At 52.4% G+C, this 17732-nt stretch carries 16 protein-coding genes and 1 other annotated feature; of the genes, 4 read left to right on the top strand and 12 right to left on the bottom strand.

Going from position 1 to position 17732, the window contains the following annotated elements:
* Positions 1 to 6: 6 nt before the first annotated feature.
* The 6 genes from EDM56_RS24070 to EDM56_RS24045 all read right to left on the bottom strand — a co-directional run bounded on the left by EDM56_RS24070 (position 7) and on the right by EDM56_RS24045 (position 6313).
* A complete protein-coding gene (locus EDM56_RS24070; protein ID WP_122920477.1) occupies positions 7 to 330 on the bottom strand; it encodes a hypothetical protein in 324 nt (107 codons plus the stop codon).
* A gap of 383 nt (positions 331 to 713) precedes the next feature.
* Positions 714 to 2234, bottom strand: coding sequence for an MDR family MFS transporter (locus EDM56_RS24065; RefSeq protein WP_281274984.1), 1521 nt, complete (start codon positions 2232 to 2234; stop codon positions 714 to 716).
* A gap of 34 nt (positions 2235 to 2268) precedes the next feature.
* Positions 2269 to 2985 (bottom strand): pentapeptide repeat-containing protein, encoded by a 717-nt coding sequence (locus EDM56_RS24060; protein ID WP_122920475.1) that lies wholly within the window; start codon positions 2983 to 2985, stop codon positions 2269 to 2271.
* An 18-nt stretch (positions 2986 to 3003) separates the two neighbouring features.
* Entirely contained in the window at positions 3004 to 3333 is a 330-nt protein-coding gene (locus EDM56_RS24055; RefSeq protein ID WP_122920474.1) for a PadR family transcriptional regulator, read from the bottom strand.
* A gap of 147 nt (positions 3334 to 3480) precedes the next feature.
* On the bottom strand, positions 3481 to 4713 hold the full coding sequence (locus EDM56_RS24050; protein ID WP_122920473.1) for an amidohydrolase: 1233 nt from the start codon (positions 4711 to 4713) through the stop codon (positions 3481 to 3483).
* 31 nt (positions 4714 to 4744) lie between these two features.
* The gene (locus EDM56_RS24045) at positions 4745 to 6313 is read right to left on the bottom strand and encodes a glutathione ABC transporter substrate-binding protein (protein ID WP_122920472.1); all 1569 of its coding nucleotides are present in this window, start codon (positions 6311 to 6313) and stop codon (positions 4745 to 4747) included.
* A 177-nt stretch (positions 6314 to 6490) separates the two neighbouring features.
* Positions 6491 to 6761: a binding site (T-box leader), on the top strand.
* 131 nt (positions 6762 to 6892) lie between these two features.
* Between EDM56_RS24045 and ileS the strand changes: the two genes are divergently transcribed.
* The gene (gene ileS, locus EDM56_RS24040) at positions 6893 to 9979 is read left to right on the top strand and encodes an isoleucine--tRNA ligase (RefSeq protein WP_122920471.1); all 3087 of its coding nucleotides are present in this window, start codon (positions 6893 to 6895) and stop codon (positions 9977 to 9979) included.
* A gap of 64 nt (positions 9980 to 10043) precedes the next feature.
* Here the strand turns inward: ileS and EDM56_RS24035 are convergent, their stop codons facing one another.
* The 4 genes from EDM56_RS24035 to EDM56_RS24020 all read right to left on the bottom strand — a co-directional run bounded on the left by EDM56_RS24035 (position 10044) and on the right by EDM56_RS24020 (position 12095).
* Positions 10044 to 10490 carry an aminoacyl-tRNA deacylase gene (locus EDM56_RS24035; protein ID WP_122920470.1) on the bottom strand — a complete coding sequence of 149 codons (447 nt, stop codon included), beginning with the start codon at positions 10488 to 10490 and terminating at the stop codon, positions 10044 to 10046.
* Between the two features lie 109 nt (positions 10491 to 10599).
* On the bottom strand, positions 10600 to 11184 hold the full coding sequence (locus EDM56_RS24030; protein WP_122920469.1) for an HD domain-containing protein: 585 nt from the start codon (positions 11182 to 11184) through the stop codon (positions 10600 to 10602).
* Entirely contained in the window at positions 11181 to 11660 is a 480-nt protein-coding gene (locus EDM56_RS24025) for a DMT family transporter (RefSeq protein ID WP_122920468.1), read from the bottom strand. The genes EDM56_RS24030 and EDM56_RS24025 overlap by 4 nt, the downstream gene beginning before the upstream one ends.
* Before the next feature lie 12 nt (positions 11661 to 11672).
* On the bottom strand, positions 11673 to 12095 hold the full coding sequence (locus tag EDM56_RS24020; RefSeq protein WP_122920467.1) for a DMT family transporter: 423 nt from the start codon (positions 12093 to 12095) through the stop codon (positions 11673 to 11675).
* Positions 12096 to 12203: 108 nt separating this feature from the next.
* Here EDM56_RS24020 and EDM56_RS24015 point away from each other — a divergent pair, with 108 nt between their 5' ends.
* From EDM56_RS24015 to EDM56_RS24005, 3 genes are all read left to right on the top strand, one after another.
* Positions 12204 to 12881 (top strand): cyclic nucleotide-binding domain-containing protein, encoded by a 678-nt coding sequence (locus tag EDM56_RS24015; RefSeq protein WP_122920466.1) that lies wholly within the window; start codon positions 12204 to 12206, stop codon positions 12879 to 12881.
* Positions 12882 to 12908: 27 nt separating this feature from the next.
* On the top strand, positions 12909 to 13775 hold the full coding sequence (locus tag EDM56_RS24010) for a LysR family transcriptional regulator (protein ID WP_122920465.1): 867 nt from the start codon (positions 12909 to 12911) through the stop codon (positions 13773 to 13775).
* 199 nt (positions 13776 to 13974) lie between these two features.
* On the top strand, positions 13975 to 15084 hold the full coding sequence (locus EDM56_RS24005) for a mandelate racemase/muconate lactonizing enzyme family protein (RefSeq protein WP_122920464.1): 1110 nt from the start codon (positions 13975 to 13977) through the stop codon (positions 15082 to 15084).
* Between the two features lie 80 nt (positions 15085 to 15164).
* Here EDM56_RS24005 and EDM56_RS24000 read toward each other — a convergent pair whose 3' ends face one another.
* Together EDM56_RS24000 and EDM56_RS23995 are read right to left on the bottom strand one after the other, a co-directional pair.
* Positions 15165 to 16184 (bottom strand): cytochrome d ubiquinol oxidase subunit II, encoded by a 1020-nt coding sequence (locus tag EDM56_RS24000; RefSeq protein ID WP_122920463.1) that lies wholly within the window; start codon positions 16182 to 16184, stop codon positions 15165 to 15167.
* 12 nt (positions 16185 to 16196) lie between these two features.
* The gene (locus EDM56_RS23995; protein WP_122920462.1) at positions 16197 to 17546 is read right to left on the bottom strand and encodes a cytochrome ubiquinol oxidase subunit I; all 1350 of its coding nucleotides are present in this window, start codon (positions 17544 to 17546) and stop codon (positions 16197 to 16199) included.
* Positions 17547 to 17732 lie beyond the last annotated feature (186 nt).

Here is a 17732-nt window from a genome sequence, read left to right as displayed (position 1 = left end):
CCCTTTTCACGAAAGGGGTTTTTGTTCGAGGATGTTCATCGTTGCAATGTGCCGCTGCGTCTCAGGAGTCCCGTTTTGATAAAGTAGTGTATACACTTGCTGAAGCAATTTGTCATACGTGTCATTTTCTTCATCAAAATGGTAGGGAACAGCGACGACATGCGCACGCCAGAAGGAATGGTAATCGGCCGTATGCATTTGTTGGAATAAATCATGCAACAATTTCAGCTCGAAATCGGTTGCATCGATTTCCAGCTCATAAGCAGCATCGCCTTGATTTTCCATAATCGTTCCGGCCTGAACAGAGACGTAATATCGTTTTTTGGTCATGTGTCCCCCTGAATGGAATTAATAAAGTGCGGCCCACAATATCCAGCCGCCTGCCAAAAGAAGTAAGGCAACGATGTAAAACACGGCAGCTGTATTGCCCATGATGCGATGTTTGGACATTGTGCTGCCGACCGACATGTCCCTCTCCCTGTTTTCTTGTTTTTTACCGTACCAAAGGGTGGCGATGAAGCCTAAGACACAAATGATGGAACCTATCGTCAGTAGGATGGGCATCAAGCTAATCGTTGCTCACTCCCTAAAATGCTTTTAACAGTAGTTTGCCACGATAGAAGTGACCTATTCATGCCCTTCATTTTATAAAACAAAAGAAAAAAGCGTCGGCACATCATGCGTGCTGACGCTTTTTTTGCATGGGGGCTCGATCAGTGTGAACCTGCCCCCGCCCCGTGTGAACTCGGATCAAGCTTCTCCTTGCTCATCGCAATCGCGGTAATCAGTGCCAGAACGGCTGGCACAATCGTCCAGTTGAACGTACTGACAATCGAGGAAGCGAGCGCTTGCGTGATCATATCCAGCACCTCTTTTGGAATCAACGCCCGTTTCGCCGGATCAAGCAAGGTGTGCGGATCGCCCACGCCGCCAGGAATTTGTCCACCGGCAGGCATCAGCTCTGTCAATTTGCCTAAAAAGCTGTGGCTTTGGATGATGCCGAAAATCGTAATGCCTAGAGTCATACCGAGCGAACGGAGAAAATTGAGCGTAGAACTAGCCGACCCGCGCTGGCGCGCATCGAACAAGTGGATCGCCGCATTGCTCAGCACAGAAAAGGACGCTCCGATACCAAGCCCGATCACGACCATGTACAACGTCACCAGCCATCTTGGCGTTGTCACGGTAAGGGTGGTCAGCAAGATCGTCCCGATCACAAGGCTGACGGAGGAGGGAATCATAATGGCGCGGTAGCTGAATTTGTTCATCAAAAATCCGCCTCCGGTCGCCGTTACAACGGAGCCAAGCATCATCGGCAGCAGTACAAGGCCAGAGTTGGTGGCAGTCCCGCCGAGCACGCCTTGAATATAGATTGGAATATAGACGGATGCCGTGATAAAAGCAGCACCGCTGAAAATGGCGGTGGCATTGCTTGTAGCGTAAAGCCGTTTGGTGAACATGGCGAAGCTGATGATCGGTTCCTCCACGCGTTTTTCCACCAGCAGGAAGAGGATCGTCAAGACGGCGAACACCACAAACAGGGCGATGATCGTCGCAGAGTCCCACGCATACTCCTTGCCGCCCAGCTCAAGTGCGAACATAAGGCAGACCACAGCGCCAACGAGGGTAAACGCGCCCCACCAGTCGATTTTTTGTTTGGAATGCTCGTGGGATTCGCTGTAGCCAAAGGCGATAAAAAGGAAGGCGATGATGCCGAGCGGCAGATTGATGTAAAACACCCAATGCCAGTTGATGTAGTCGGTGATATAGGCACCGAGCAGCGGCCCGAAAATGCTCGACATGCCGAAGACGGCGCCGAAAAGCCCGCCGAGTTTTCCCCGTTGCTGTGGTGGGACGGCGTCGAACATAATGGTAAACGCGATCGGCACGAGCGCGCCGCCGCCGATGCCTTGAATCGCCCGGTACAGGCTCAGCTGTATGATTGAGGTGGCGGTACCACAAAGGATCGAACCGAGCATGAATACGAGGATGCCGAAAATAAAAAACTTTTTGCGCCCATACATATCGGACAGCTTGCCGAAGATCGGCATGCCGGCCATTTCGGCGACCATGTAGGCGGAGGTGACCCAGACGAATTTGTCCAGGCCGCCCAGTTCGCCGACGATCGTGCCCATGGCGGTGGAGACAATCGTGTTATCCATGGAGGCCATTAAGATGCCCAACAGAAGGCCCGAGATGACGATGCCGATCCGTTTGTTTTGCGTTGCTTCCACAGTATTCACCACTTTCGTCGTTACGTGCATGCGATTACACGATTGTTACTTTGCTTACATCCGCTTTGTAGCCTTTGAGAATGGCGTAGGTGGCTTTATCCATGACGGCACCGTCAAAAATTGCTTTTTTCACCTCGGTCTTGAACGAGACATTGTGGAAGACGGCGTTGCGGAAGGAAGTCCCTTTCAGCCCGGTGGAAGAGAAGTTCGTTCCGTTAAACGTTAAGTTGTCCATGCACACGCCCGACAAATCGGAGCTGTGGAAGTCGACATGGTCAAGTCGGCAGTTGGTGAAGCTGGCGCCGCGAAGATTGGAACGGACAATTTTGGCTCCGGTCAGGTTGGCGTTGTCGAATTTGACACGCTCGAGATTGCTGCATTTAAAGGAGCTGTGCGACAGGTCAGAATCGCTGAAATCCGAGTCTTGCAGATTGCTGTAATTGAACTTGCCGTCGTGCACTTCGATCGACCGCAGATCGGATTTTTGCAGGTTGCTCATGGAGAAGTTCATGCCGACGATTTTTTGCAGCCTGCGCGTACTGGTACTGATGCTTTCGATCAGATCGGAAATTTCCCCGATGGATGCAATCGTCCGTGCAAACGCGGTCTCGTCGTCCAGGCCTGTCGCTTTCAAGTCATCGAAACGCTCCTGCAAATTGGCAGAAAGCTCCTCTTTCAGCTCCGTAATCGGCCCGATCGGCTCATATTGCGCAAAAACACCCTCCAGATAGTTTTGGATTCTCACATTCATTGTTCCCTCCACCTTTCGTTACAGTAGTACATCCAAAATCTTTTTTGCATGCTCCCAGTTGTTTTTGTTTGTTGTGTAGGTTTGCCGCCCTTTTTCCGTGATGCGGTAATATTTCCGGCGGCCGCCTTGCGTCTCATCTCCCCAATAGGAGACGATGTTTTCTTCCTGTTCCAGCCGTTTGAGGCTCGAATACATCGTTGCTTCTTTCAACTCATACTCTCCGTTGGAGGAGGAATGGATGAGCTTTGCGATTTCGTAGCCATATTTATCGCCTTGGCCAAGCAATTTCAAAATCATGGTATCGGTATGACCCCTGAGCAAGTCGGAAGTGATCTTGCTTTCAATCATATCCCTCACCTCCTGAGTTATAATGTACACCACATTACTATGTCTGTCAAAGTAATATTTTCGTCATTGTAAATTTTGGGCATGTAAAAACCGCCTGCACTCGAAATGAGCCGGCGGTTTCGCTTGATCGATAGGTTGTATTGTTTTTTATTCAGCAGCTGGAAAGCTCCCTGCAATCACGTTGCCTTTGTACATAATCGCCTGCCTTTTTGCAATCCGCGCAACCGCTTCTGCAGAGGAGCTCGCATGGACAAAGACCGCGTTGGCAGAATCGCCAACCTTTGGCCACTGTCGGTTGCCGTCGTCATCAAGCGGAAGTTTGCCACCGGTGATGAAGCCAAGCGCTTTGGCGAGGGAGCGTTCATCGATCCAGCGGAAACGTTGGGCCAGGACATTCGCTTTTTCCAGCATGTCGCCTTTGCCGAATGGGTCCCAGTTGTCTGTCAAATTGTCCGTACCTAGCTGCACCTTAACGCCTTTTTCATGCAAGAGGGGGATCGGGATCGTCGGAATGTCATAGGGAACGGAAGAAGCGATTGTAATGCCAAGCGCTGCGAGAAGCTCTGCGACTGCCGCTGCATCCCCAGCCGGGACTTCCCCCAAGCCGTAAGCGTGGCTGATCGTCACTCTGCCTTGCCAGCCTGCTTCTTCGGTCAGCGCAGCCAGCCGTTTGATGATGAACACTCCCAAATGTGTCGGTTCGTGCAGATGAATGTCCACATCGGCGTCAGCTTCGACGGCCAGCTCCATCATGGTGTGCAAGGAAGCCTCGATATTCTCATCAAAGGTAGCGGGATCGAGCCCGCCGACGAGCGTGGCGCCGTTTTTCATCGCTTCTCTCATCAGAGGGACGACCTTACTGCGCAAAAGTCCGTGCTGGGGAAAGGCGACGATTTCATGGGATAGCTTGCCTTTAAACGTCTCCAATGCCCGCATGGTCGTTTCCAGGTTTTTGAGCCCGATCACAGAGTCGATGTTGCAATGCGTGCGCACGTGGGTTGCCCCTGTTGAGGTGATTAGCGCCAAAATGTTTTCTGCGCGCTCCTGTGCTGTTGGCAAGAGAAGGGGGAGCAGCTGTTCTTCCTGTTGAATTCGAAAAAAGCGATTTTTGGCCGGAATGACTGCTTGCCACGGCCCGCTGTAAAACGTTTTGTCCAGATGAATGTGCATCTCAGCGAAAGAGGGCAGCATGAGCAAGCCTCCCGCGTCAATCACGGGCAAATCGGTGTCCAGCGGGACAGATGCGGATTCGATACGGGCAATCTTGTCGCCGTCGATCAATAGGTGTGAAAGCTCATGCTCGGTCGCGACGATCATGCCGCCTTCATAGGCGTAGCCGCTCTCCAGCCGCACATTTTTGAGCCAATACGGTACGGTCATTGCTTTATTTCCTCCCAGGATCGTCCTTTTTTCATTCCATTGTAACATCGTTGATCATTAAATAGCCGGAAGGAGAGATACGGAAACCTTTGATACGGTTGCTCACCGCCGCGATATTTTCAATCGTGCGGATTGGGATCATCGGGGCTTCACTCATTTCGATTTCTTGGGCTTTTGCGTAAAGCTGCTTGCGTTTTTCCGGATCTTGCTCGACGCGTCCCTGATCAATTAGATTGTCAACCTCTGCATTGCGGTAGAAGGTGGTATTTCCGCCTTTACCAAGTGAGCTAGTATGGAACAGGTTGTACTGATTGTAATCGGCGTCACCGGTGGCATTGCCCCAGCCGCTGATGAACATGTCGGTTTCCCCGTTGTCCTCCGCATCCAAATATGCGCCATATTCTAGCACCTTCACGTCGACATCGATGCCGATGCCTTTCAACTGGGATTGTACGACTTCTGCCGTGTTGATCCGCTCTTTGCGGTCGCCTGTCCAGAGCGTGGTCTTAAAACCGTTCGGGTAGCCTGCTTCAGCGAGCAGCTGCTTGGCCTTGTTTGGATCGTAGTCATATCCTTTCAATGAAGTGTTGGCGCCGAACACCTTGGAGCCCATCGTGGAGTATACCTTCGTGCCGACCTGATTGAATACACCGCTGATGATGGCATCGGTCTGGATCGCATGACTGATTGCCTGGCGGACACGGACGTCGTCAAACGGCTTCTTTTTCGTATTGAAGCCGATGAACTCGGTGCCGAACGCCTCGCTTCGGTATAAGTTCATGGAGGAAGAAGCCTGCACGCGTTCGATTTCGGTGACCGGTAGCGGTTCGGCAATTTGTGCCTCGCCTGTCTCGAGCATCGCGATCCGCGTCGCATCTTCGGGCACCACTTTGAAGACGACTTGTTTCACTTTCACCTTCTGCCCCCAGTAATTGTCGTTTCGGGCGAGCACGATCTCTTGACCTGGCGTCCAGGACGTGAATGTCCATGGCCCGGTCCCGACCGGATTTCTCGCCAGCTCTTTGCCATATTTTTCGATGGCAGCGGGGCTGATGATGCTTCCTTCATGGCTTGCGAGGATAGAGAGAAGCGGGGAGAACGGGCTTGATAAAATGAATTGAACCGTATAATCATCCACCACTTTTACTTCTTGAATCATTTTGAACAAGTTGGCTCGCGGTGATGCGACAGCGGGATCGAGCACGCGCCCAATTGTCTTTTTCACTGCCGCCGCGGTAAACGGCGTGCCGTCATGGAATGTGACGCCTTGGCGCAGCTTGAACTCCCAAGTTCGGTCGTCGAGCTGCTTCCATTCTGTCGCAAGCAGCGGCTTGAATTCCATGTTTTGGTCGCGGGTGACCAGCCCTTCATACACTTTTTGGTGAACCACGCTAGCCGCATTGATGGACGAGATGAAGTGGGGGTCCAGATTGTTCGCATCGGAAAGCCGGGCAATGACCAATGTTTCACTTTGCGTAGGACTGGATGATTTTACTGCTTGTCCGCTGCCTGTCTCTGTTTTGGCGGAGCACCCTGCCATCACGACGGCAAGTGTAGTTGATAATGCGAGAATGGTGCGAGTGAGTCGCTGTTTTTTCATGAACAATCCCCCTTTGTGGAGATGATACTAAAAATTCTGTATATTTACTTTCGGGATTTTTACGATTATTTATAGGATTTTTACTAAAAAATATTTTACAAAAACCGTGATTCGCGTCAGCTTGCCCTTGACATGTAATGATTAATGTGATTACATAACGATAATAATTCATACCTACGAAATTTGAAGACGAGAAAGAGTACGTTGTGACGCTGTTCCCCAGAGAGCCGGTGTTTTGCTGAAAGCCGGTGTTCAGCCTGCAGCCGAAAATCATCTCTGAGAAGTGAAGCTGAATGTCTTGCGAGACTAGTAAGCCTAACCGGGATCCCGCCGTTACAAGGGACGCGTATGATGGTACGTAGATGGAGCGCCATGATTCTTTTTTCCGATGACGGAAAGAGGAGGAATGGAAGTAGGGTGGTATCGCGAGTGAAAACTCGTCCCTTCGGGGGCGGGTTTTTTTTGTTTTTCGATCAAAATCGAAAGCCATTCCTATCCCGTATACGTGCATCAGCTAGGCTCCGCCAGCTTGGCGAAGCTACATTTTCTGATTTCCCAAAAAACAGGAGGCTGATTTGCATGGAAAAAGTCGATGTCAAAGAAAAGGCACGCAGTCGCGAGCTGCGTGTACTCAATCAGTGGCGAGAAGAGGAGACATTCAAAAATTCAATCCTGCAAAGGGAAGGACGACCGCCTTTCGTCTTTTACGAAGGTCCGCCGACAGCGAATGGTTTGCCGCATCCGGGCCATGTGCTCGGGCGCGTCATCAAAGACTTCATCGGGCGCTACAAAACGATGGCGGGCTATCGGGTCGTGCGCAAGGCAGGCTGGGACACACACGGTTTGCCGGTCGAGCTTGGTGTGGAAAAGCAGCTTGGCATCTCTGGTAAGCAAGAGATCGAGCGCTATGGGGTCGAAGCGTTTATCAAAAAATGCAAGGAGAGTGTCTTTGCCTATGAGCGCGAATGGCGGGAGCTGACCGAAGCCATCGGTTATTGGACCGATATGGATGATCCATATGTGACGCTCAAAGACGAATACATCGAGAGCGTTTGGCACCTGCTGGCCGAAATCCACAAGAAAGGCTTGCTGTACAAAGGGCATCGCGTCAGCCCGTATTGCCCTGCCTGCCAAACCTCGCTTAGCTCCCACGAGGTGGCGCAAGGCTATGAAGATGTGAAAGATTTGTCGGCAACGGTGAAATTCCGAAAAAAGGGGACGAGCGACTTTTTCCTGGCGTGGACGACGACCCCGTGGACGCTGCCGGCCAACGTCGCGCTGGCGGTGAATCCGGAGTTGACCTATGCGCGAGTGCGGCACGACGGTGAAACATACATCGCCGCACACAATCTGGTCGACGGGCTTTTTAAAGGGAACTATGAACTGCTGTCCACACACAAAGGGGCGGAATTCGTCGATGCGGGCTATGAGCCGCCATTTGCCTTCATCAAGCCGAAACGGGGCCATTTCGTGATTGCCGCCGATTTCGTCAGCGATACGAGCGGAACGGGGATCGTTCACATTGCGCCGGCTCACGGGGAGGATGACTATCATGTTACCATGCAAAACGGCATCAGCATGGTGAACGTGGTCGATGACAAAGGCTGCTACACGGAAGAGGTCACCTCATTTGCTGGCCGTTTTGTCAAAGATTGCGATGTCGACATCGTCAAGGAGCTGGCATCTCGAAATCTGCTTTTCGCCAAAGAAAAATACGAGCACAGCTATCCGTTCTGCTGGCGCTGCAAAAGCCCGCTGCTCTACTACGCAATGGAAAGCTGGTTCATCAAGACAACTGCGGTCAAGGAGCAGATGATCCAAAACAACAACCAGGTCGAATGGTATCCTGGCCATATCAAGGAAGGCCGATTCGGCAAGTTCCTCGAAGAGCTGGTCGATTGGAACATCAGCCGCAACCGTTATTGGGGCACACCGCTGAACGTCTGGGTGTGCAACGAGTGCGAGGGGCAGTTCGCTCCGGGGAGTCGTGCTGAACTGCGGGCGCATGCGCTTGATCCAATCGACGAGACGCTTGAGCTGCATAAGCCGTATGTCGATGCGGTGAAAGTGAAGTGCCCGCACTGTTCAGGCGTGATGGAGCGGACGCCGGAAGTGATCGATGTTTGGTTTGACAGTGGCTCCATGCCGTTCGCTCAATACCATTATCCGTTCGGAAACAAGGAGACGTTCGCCGAGCAGTATCCTGCCGATATGATCGTCGAAGGGATCGACCAGACGCGCGGGTGGTTTTTCAGCTTGCTGGCTGTCTCGACGCTATTCAACGGCAAGCTTCCCTACAAGTCGGTCCTTGCAACAGGCCATGTGCTCGACGAGAACGGGCAAAAGATGTCCAAAAGCAAAGGCAATGTCATCGACCCGTGGGAGATCATCGAGGAGCTGGGCAGCGATGCGTTTCGCTGGGCGCTGCTTTCCGACAGCGCGCCTTGGAACAGCAAGCGTTTTTCCAAGCAGATCGTCACGGAAGCAAAATCGAAGGTGATCGACACGATGCATAACACCCATGCCTTTTACGCGCTGTATGCCACGATCGATGGATTCGATCCGAACGCGCACTCTGAACGCGCCCTGCAAACCGAGCTGGATCGCTGGATTCTCTCCCGCTTGCACAGTGTGCTTGCCGAGGTGCGCCGGGGACTGGAAGCGAATGATTTTCTCAATCCGGCCAAAAAGCTGGAGGTGTTCATCGACGAACTGAGCAACTGGTATTTGCGCCGTTCGCGGGATCGTTTCTGGGGGAGCGGGCTGACTGAGGATAAGGTGGCCGCCTATCAGACCATGCATGAAGTGCTGATGACGATCAGCCGTATGCTGGCCCCGTACACGCCGTTTCTTGCGGAGGACATTTATCAAAACGTGGGTGGCAGCGGAAGTGTGCACTACACCTTGTATCCGGAGGTGGACACGACAGCCATCGATCCAGAGCTGGAGCAGGAGATGGAGCTGGTTCGCCAAGTCGTCGAACTGGCGCGTAACGTCCGCAACGAAGCCGGAATCAAGACGCGTCAGCCGCTGTCGGAGCTGATCGTGGTGAGCGAACGGGCTGTCGCACTTGATGCCTATGCCCCGATCATCCAAGATGAGATCAACGTCAAAAAGATCCGGGTCGAACAGGGTGATGCGGATATCGTCCAGTACGCTTTGAAGCTCAACCTGAAGATTGGCGGAGCCAAATACGGCAAGCAGGTCGGCATGATCCAAAAGTATTTGCGCCAGCTTGATCCTGAATCCGCACGTGTGATCGTTGAGCAAGGCTTTGCTGAATTACAGACGGAGACGGGCGAGCGTTTGCGCATCGCGAGCGAAGAGCTCTTGGTGGAAAAGCAGGCGAAACAAGGGTTTGCCTCTGCTACAGGCTATCAGCTGACCGTTGCCCTCCATACCGAGATCACGCCGGAGCTTTTGCAAGAAGGGTTCGTGCGCGAGATCGTTCGGGCAATCCAAGATGCGCGCAAAAAGCGGGAGCTGCCGATCACGCAACGAGTGGAGCTCGTATTCGATGTGAGCCAGTCGGGGAAAGCGGCAATCGAGCGCTTTGAAGATGTGCTGCGCGATAGCGTGCTGTTGCAAAGCTTTGCGTTTGGGAAGTGTGACGGAATGGAATATGTGGAAGTCGGAGTGGAGCGCGTCGGCGTTTCGATCCGCTAGCGACAAGAATGAGAAAGACCGCCTTTTGTGTGAAAAAGGCGGTCTTTCGTTGTTAGCATGTCGTTTATTCGAGGTAGGCTATCACACGGTTCAGTTGCTCCAAGGCTTCCGGGTGCAGTTTGAGCGTGGAAGCGGGATCGCCTGTCCCGCCATAGATGCTCGAAAAGCGAAATAATTCTCGATCGAGGATGCATGGAAGCTGCAAACCTACCAATGGAACGCTGCCGACGCAATAGCCAGTGATCCGCAAGACGTCCTTAGGCGGGGCGAGCTTCACCTGCTCGACGCCCAAGATGGCTGCGATCTCCTCCAGCTGGACGCGTCCGCGCGCCCCCGATACGATGAGCGCGACATAACCGTTGTCTGTGGCCAAAATCAAGGTAGGGGCCGTTTGCCCCAGCTCGATGCCCAAATAATCCGCTCCTTCTTGTGCAGTGCGAAGATGCGCGGGGTGGGAGAGGATGTCATGCGGAATCTGTTTTTCTTGCAAAAGCGATTGAATGGTATCCATAAGCGATCGATTTCCTTTCGAAAACAAGCAACTGTGCCTGTGCTGCGATGGAAAAGGTAAGGGGTATCTGGAGCGGAGCTGCTCGTGTTTTTAGCGATTGTCGTTTATCCTATACTTGCCCGTTTTCACGTGCGCGCGCCATCGTTTCCTGATCGATCAGCTCGCGTAGTGAGGCGAGCAGCGGATCAAACTGTGCCGCCGACCGGCCATAGTCCAAATTGAACACATAATTAAAGTCACTCGGGTTTTTCCCTTGGTTATGCTGAAGAATCGTTTCCATCTTGTCCAGCGCTTTGGCGAGCTTCGCTTCTTTTGTCTCGGCGGCGTTATACTCGTGCCACAGCGCGAGCAATTTTTGCCGGGTGCGAGAAGCAAGCGGTTGTGACAGGGTGGTGATGGCTGCCTCTTCCTTTCGCTCCTTTTCCGCCTTGTCGACAGGGATCGTGGCAGATACATCGCCATCGTAGCATTCGCCAAGGTCATGGATGAGGCACATGCGCAGCACTTTGTCGCAGTCGACATCGGGAAAGTAATCCTCAAGAATGAGGGCGAACATGGTGAGCCGCCACGAATGCTCGGCGATGCTTTCGCGCCGCGCCATGCCGGTCCAGGCCGTCCGCTGCTGGTCCTTCAATCGTTCCAGCTCTTTGACGAACGAAAGAATATGTTGTTTTTCGCTTTCAGTCGGTTTCATGCTTGCACGCTGAACTCCTTTTTGTGATCTACAGCGGTTGCCGCAGCTTTTTTGTCGTTGAAAAAATTATACAACATACTGCCAAGGATCAGGAGACCGCCGACAATTTTTCCTACTGTAATTGGATGTCCCACGGTATAGTCGATGAGCATGCTCGCAAACAGCTGGCCGACGAACATGAGCAGTGTCGAATAGATGGCAGGGATGGTCGGAATGACAATATTGGACAATGCGACGATCAGGACACCGACCGCGCCCCCGAAATAAGCCCAAAAAGGGATGATTTCCCATGGGATGCCAGCGATCACCAACCCATCGCCTACAGCGAAAAGCAAAACCGCGGAACCGGCCAATCCGACGAGATAATTGATCCAAGTGCCTTGCAGCACCCCGATTCTGCGCGCGAGGTGCGAATTGATGATCATGGAAAAAATGATGAGTACACCGATGATGAGTGCCAAACTGATGTATAGCATGCGGTCTCCTTTCTAAAACAGCGCCATCGCGACGATGCCAGCACAAACCAAGCCCATTCCGACGAGCTTGGAGCGGGTAAATGCAACACGCTTCATGCCGAATAAGCCAAAATGGTCAATGATGCCAGACGCGACCGACCGTCCGAGCAAACCGAGCGATGCGGTCAAGGCAACGCCGAGGTGAGCAAAGCAGATGTTGTTAAACAGCACCATGAAGATGCCGATTGCGCCTGCGGAATAAAGGTACAAAGGAATGTCTTTACCAATCGTCAGTCGTGTCCGCTTGATGATCAGAAGCAGGCTGACGGTAACGAGCCCGACGGCATGAATGATGAGAAGCGATGGAGTATCGCCTGCGCGGCCGGCCAAAATGGCATTGAAGGCGAGCATGACCGCGATGAAAACGCCGATTACGGAAGCATAGACTTTGTTCATGTAATCCCCCTTCTCATGATATAGTAATGACACTACCACGTCCGCGTAGGTAACGATGATGACAGATGTCACAGGGACAACCTCGGCAGTAAAAAGGGGCTCAGTTTCATGCAAAAAGTATTGGATACGGGGAAAATTCGGCATGCGATCGGGACGTACGGGCTCGATCAGATTTTGACAGCCGAGACCATGGCACACATTGAGCTGTTCCGCTTCGACAGACATGAACATTTGTGCAAAGCGGAGGAGCAGCTGGACTACTTGCTTTTTTTGATCGAAGGCAAAGCGAAGGTCTACATGCCTCAGAAAAACGGGAAAGCGCTGCTGCTGCAGTTTTATAACCCGCTCAAAGTGATTGGTGACATTGAGTTCATGACGATGGATCATGCCAACTCCAACATTCAAGCGATCGAGGAGACGTATTGCCTGGCAGTCCCGATGGAGGTTATTCGCAAATGCCAGCTGGACGATCCGGCGTTTCTGCGTTACATGTGTGCAAGCTTAGGGGACAAGCTGTTTCGGCTGTCCAAATACAGCTCGCAAAATTTGCTTTATCCACTTGAAAACAGGGTCGCCAGCTACATCCTCGCACATGAGAAAAGCGGCTGTGCGGGGAGTATGCACAGCATGACAGAGGTTGCTGAACTGCTCGGAACAAGCTATCGCCACTTGCTGCGCACGTTCACGAATTTGTGCAAGCAGGGCGCGATTGTCAAAATGAGGGACCGTTTCGAAATCCTCGACATTGGGCTGTTGGAGGAGCTGGCGCGCGACCTGTATGAATAGAGTGACAAAGCTTGGGGGGCAGCATGAATGGAACTACGCCATTTGAAAACGTTTCATGTCGTGGCCGAGTGTCTCAATTTGACCAAAGCGGCAGACATTTTGAAGTATAGCCAGCCGACAATCAGCTTGCAGATTCAGGCGCTGGAGAAAGAGATTGGTCATACGCTACTCTCCCGCGTCGGGAAACGGACATTCCTCACGCCGACGGGAAAAATGCTGAAAAAGCATACGGAAAAGCTATTTTCCGATCTCGATGAGCTAGAGCAGGATCTAAAGCGGTTGGAAAAGCCGTTCGGCACGCTTACGATAGCGGCGCCTGAATTTTATTGCAGCTATTACTTGTCCCAACTGATCAGCGTCTATCTCGACCTGCATCCGCAAGTGCAGATGAAAATGCTTTGCTACAACAGCAAGGAAACGATCAAGCTGATTGACTCGAATAAGGCGGATATCGGAATTATTGCTGGCACTTGCAATCGATCGGGGATCGAGGAAATCTTGATCGACCAGGAAGATTTGGTGCTGGTTGCGGATCCCGAGGTCGCGAGGGGCAAGACGGCTGTTGAGATTTTTGCAGAGAAACCGTTTATCACTTATGATATCGAGGGCGTGATCAAAGACTGCCTCGATGAAATCAACTGCAAGCCTACGTCCACAATCGAATGCGGCAGCGAGGAAGCGATCAAACGTGCTGTCGTCATGAAAGCGGGGATTGCACTGATAAGCGACATCTTGATTGAAAAAGAGGTCCAGGACGGGAGTCTCGTCGTATTGGAGCGGTTCCCTAAACGGCTCTCTACCTATCTCATCTATCCGAAGGACGAGCGCGATTTCAGCACGGTTAGTAGCTTTATCGATGTGCTGCTGGATACGTGGCAGACGCTGCGACCTTGAATTCAACATGCAAGGAGAAACCCGAAGGTGCGCAGGGTTTCTTTTTTTTTTTGTTGTAAATGCGAATACCAAAATTTTTTAATAGTTAGCATTATGGATTCTAATTTTTCATCGCGAAGGGATTGTTCTAAGATAAGAATACAGAAAAGTAAAAAAACATGGTCCATTTTACGAAACAGCGTCAAAAGGAGTTGTTGTCATGAAAATTACCTCGATTGAAATTTTTAACACGAATCTTCCGCTTCATCGTCCGTTCATCGTTTCCTATGACACGTATTACGACTTGCCGAGCATCGTTGTAAAGGTAACAACGGATGAAGGATACGTCGGTTATGGGGAAGCCGTGCCGGATTCCCACGTGACGGGTGAGACGTCCGCCAGCACGTATGCGATGCTTGAGCATGATTTGGCACCGGCACTGCTCGGTCAGGACCCGTTCCAGCTGGAGCGCGTGCATGAACGCATGAATGCCATCGTCAAATACGCTCCGTCCGCAAAGGCTGCCATCGATCTGGCTTGTTATGACATCATCGGTAAAGCAACGGGGCAGCCGGTGTACAAGCTGCTGGGCGGTGCTTATCATGAAACGCTTGACGTGCCATGCGTCATCAGCATTTTGGAGCCGGCGGAGATGGCGCGCCAGGCGGCGGAAGCAATCGCTGAGGGATATACCAACATCAAGATCAAGGTAGGCGGCGATCCGACCGTGGACGTGCAGCGCATCCGCGCTGTTCGCGATGCGATCGGTTTCGAGGTTCCGCTCCGGGTGGACGCGAACCAAGGCTGGCGCACTGCAGCGACGACGCTGCGCGTGCTAAAGCAGATCGAGGATTGTCGGATCGAATGGATCGAGCAGCCGGTGGTCGCCGATGACATCATCGGCTTGGCCGAAATACGCCAAAAAACCACGATTCCCGTCATGATCGACGAAGGCCTGCATGGTGATAAGGAAATGCGCGAGGTAATCGTTCGCCAGGCGGCGGATTTGATCAATATCAAGCTGATGAAATGCGGCGGAATTTTCCCTGCATTAAAGCTCGTCGCCCAAGCAGAGCTAGCGGGCATCGGCTGCCAGGTTGGCTCAATGGTCGAATCCGCAATCGCCACCGCGGCAGGTGCGCATCTCTCGCTTGCGAAAAAAGCCATCTTTTCCAACGAGATGGTCGGTCCGCTCATGTTCTCCCGCGATTTTGGCAAGCTGACCTACGAAAACCACCAGCTCAAGCTAAGCGATCGCCCAGGGTTGGGTGTCGACGTGGACGAAGCGGTCATCCGCGAGCTGGCGGTGCGTTCCGTACTGATTAGCTAACCTACGAACAAATGGCAAACAAAACCCGCTGGCGCCACATAGCCAACGGGTTTTTTGCGTCTTGGGAATACATGGAACCTTCACGAACCTTTCCCGCGTTGCACATAATCCGCATTGAAAATAAACAGCCGCATCAGCAAATAAAGCGACGGGATCAACAGCAAGAGCCCGCCGATGAACGCAGCTATGAGCGCAGCGCCCATCGCTTCGCTGGTTACCCCGGATTCAATCGTCAAATGCGGGTAAAGCAAATAAGGCAGATGCGAGCGGCCATACCCGAAAAACGCAAAGGCGAATTGCAGCATCACGAAGATGAATGCCGTCCCGTACCATTTCCGCTGAATGTAGAGGGCCAGCGCTACCAAAAAACAGCCCAGCGATGCGATGAACATCCAGCTCATGTCCAGCATCCGCTCGAAATGCTCGGGGTTGTGATTGCGCAGCGTGAAAAAGGCGAAAAAGCTGAAGAAAATCGTGGGCAAGCTGTTGTACAGGGCGAATTTGCGCAGCAGATCGCCGGCATCCACGTCTTTTGCCCGATCGGCGTAATAGGACAAAAACGATGCACTGATAAAAAGGACGCTCGTAAGCGCCAAAAAGACCACGACCCAGGAATAGGGGCTTCTGACCAGCGCACCAATCAGCAACTCGACGTTTCGCCCTTGTACGGAAATGAAGCCACCCTCGGAAACGGTCATCAGCGTCGCGAGCGATGCCGGGATAAACAGGCCGGAAACACCATAGGCAAACAAATAATAAATATTTTTCCGCGCGCCATAGTTGGCGAACGCATAAAAGGAACCGCGGATACACAGCAGCACCAGGGCGATGCTCCCGGGCACGAGCAGGGCGACCCCATACACGTAAGCAACATCAGGGAAAAAGCTGATGACTGCATACACGAAAAAAATCAGAAACACGTTCGTCACCTCCCAGACCGGGGAGAGGTAGCGTTCGATGATTTTGTTGATAATATGGTCGCGCCGCGTCAGCTTGGCGTAAAAGGAAAAGAAGCCAGCGCCGAAATCGATCGAGGCGACGATCAAATAGCCGTACAAGAAGACCCATGCGATGATGACGCCTATCTCATGTAATTCCATTCGATCTCTCCTCTACAGAATGATCTTTTTGGCTTCCAGCTCCATCTCGGGGGGCGTCTGCCGAAACAGACGGATCAGCACCGTTACGACCAGCACGCCCAAGAACGCGTAGAGCAGGACGAACAAGATCAGCATTTCCGGCAAATAAGCAGCCTGCGTGGCGGCTTCGCTTGTCCGCATATACCCGCGCAAAATCCACGGCTGGCGCCCAACCTCCGCATAAATCCAGCCGCATTCCATAGCAAGCACGGCAAACGGGCCGCCTGCCATGATCAAGGCCAAAAAAGGGCGGTTCCATTTCGTCAGGCGCATCAGCTTCCCGCGCTTCTGCGCGAGCGTGACGATTACATACACGATCGAAATGACCAAGAGGTACGTCCCCAAGCCAACCATCAAATCAAAGAAATAATGGATATATAGTGGCGGCCATTGGTCGCGTGGAAATTGGTCCAAGCCGATCACGGTCGCATCAGGTGTACCTTTTGCCAAAATGCTGAGCGCAAACGGCACCCCGAGCGCAAACTCCACCTGCAGCGTATCAGGATGCAAAATACCACCGACAATCAGCTTTGCCCGCTCTTCCGTATGGAAATGCCACTCCCCGGCGGCCAGCTTTTCTGGTTGATATTCAGCCAAAAACTTGCCAGACAAGTCACCGATAAACGTATTGGCGAGCGAGAAGATCAAACCCAGCACCATCGTGAAATGCAGAGCCTTTTTGTAATACACATGCCTTTTGCTGCGGTACAAGTGGAATGCGGCAAGCATCGCCAAGACGAACGACACGGTCAAAAACGCGGAAGAGAGCACATGCGCCACTTTGGATGGGGTCGCCGGGTTGAACATCGCGAGCCACGGATCGATCTGGGTAATGGTTCCGCCCGCAAGTGTGAAGCCCTGAGGGGTATTCATGAACGCATTGACCGTCGTGATGAAAAAGGCCGACCCGACGGAGCCGATAATGATCGGGATGGATAACACCCAGTGGAGCCACGGATTTTTGAAGCGATCCCAGGTGTAAAGGTAAACACCTAAAAAGATCGCCTCGAAAAAGAAGGCGAACGTCTCCAAAAAGAGCGGGAGCCCGATCACTTTGCCCGCAACCTGCATGAAGCCAGGCCAAATAAAGACAAGCTGAAGTGCGATGCATGTGCCCGTGACGACACCGATCGCGACGGTAATGACGTAGCCGCGCGCCCACCTGCGGGCGAGGAGATGGTAGTGCGGGTCTTTTTTACGTAGCCCGATTAATTCGGCCAGCGAGATGAAAAGCGGCATGCCGACACCGAGCGTGGCAAAAATGATATGGAAGCCTAGTGTGATAAAGGTCAACAGTCGTGCGAGGACGATTTGGTCAAGCATGGAGCGATCTCCTTTCCGGTCACGACCGAATCAGTTTGGCGAGCAACGAGAGCAAGAGGATAAAGGAGACGGCAAACGAGAGAAGTGCCAGTTTTTTCTCCAGATTTTGCACAGACTTCATCCGCGAATCCCTCCAATTCCTGCGTTATCGTTCCCGAAGCCGCTCGTTTTTATGCAATGTTTACC

Origin of the sequence: Brevibacillus fluminis (assembly GCF_003710825.1) — a bacterium.
Lineage (GTDB): Bacteria > Bacillota > Bacilli > Brevibacillales > Brevibacillaceae > Brevibacillus_D > Brevibacillus_D fluminis.
Note: the sequence above shows the minus strand (reverse complement) of the source record. Positions and strands in the feature narration are given on the sequence as shown.

What these genes read in the sequence shown, in the direction of transcription:
- EDM56_RS24055 (WP_122920474.1), bottom strand. Translation starts at nt 3,333, where the DNA reads ATGATTGAAAGCAAGATCACTTCCGACTTGCTCAGGGGTCATACCGAT.
- ileS (WP_122920471.1), top strand. Translation starts at nt 6,893, where the DNA reads ATGGAAAAAGTCGATGTCAAAGAAAAGGCACGCAGTCGCGAGCTGCGT.
- EDM56_RS24015 (WP_122920466.1), top strand. Translation starts at nt 12,204, where the DNA reads ATGCAAAAAGTATTGGATACGGGGAAAATTCGGCATGCGATCGGGACG.
- EDM56_RS24045 (WP_122920472.1), bottom strand. Translation starts at nt 6,313, where the DNA reads ATGAAAAAACAGCGACTCACTCGCACCATTCTCGCATTATCAACTACA.
- EDM56_RS24030 (WP_122920469.1), bottom strand. Translation starts at nt 11,184, where the DNA reads ATGAAACCGACTGAAAGCGAAAAACAACATATTCTTTCGTTCGTCAAA.
- EDM56_RS24070 (WP_122920477.1), bottom strand. Translation starts at nt 330, where the DNA reads ATGACCAAAAAACGATATTACGTCTCTGTTCAGGCCGGAACGATTATG.
- EDM56_RS23995 (WP_122920462.1), bottom strand. Translation starts at nt 17,546, where the DNA reads ATGCTTGACCAAATCGTCCTCGCACGACTGTTGACCTTTATCACACTA.
- EDM56_RS24000 (WP_122920463.1), bottom strand. Translation starts at nt 16,184, where the DNA reads ATGGAATTACATGAGATAGGCGTCATCATCGCATGGGTCTTCTTGTAC.
- EDM56_RS24020 (WP_122920467.1), bottom strand. Translation starts at nt 12,095, where the DNA reads ATGAACAAAGTCTATGCTTCCGTAATCGGCGTTTTCATCGCGGTCATG.
- EDM56_RS24010 (WP_122920465.1), top strand. Translation starts at nt 12,909, where the DNA reads ATGGAACTACGCCATTTGAAAACGTTTCATGTCGTGGCCGAGTGTCTC.
- EDM56_RS24050 (WP_122920473.1), bottom strand. Translation starts at nt 4,713, where the DNA reads ATGACCGTACCGTATTGGCTCAAAAATGTGCGGCTGGAGAGCGGCTAC.
- EDM56_RS24025 (WP_122920468.1), bottom strand. Translation starts at nt 11,660, where the DNA reads ATGCTATACATCAGTTTGGCACTCATCATCGGTGTACTCATCATTTTT.
- EDM56_RS24005 (WP_122920464.1), top strand. Translation starts at nt 13,975, where the DNA reads ATGAAAATTACCTCGATTGAAATTTTTAACACGAATCTTCCGCTTCAT.
- EDM56_RS24035 (WP_122920470.1), bottom strand. Translation starts at nt 10,490, where the DNA reads ATGGATACCATTCAATCGCTTTTGCAAGAAAAACAGATTCCGCATGAC.
- EDM56_RS24060 (WP_122920475.1), bottom strand. Translation starts at nt 2,985, where the DNA reads ATGAATGTGAGAATCCAAAACTATCTGGAGGGTGTTTTTGCGCAATAT.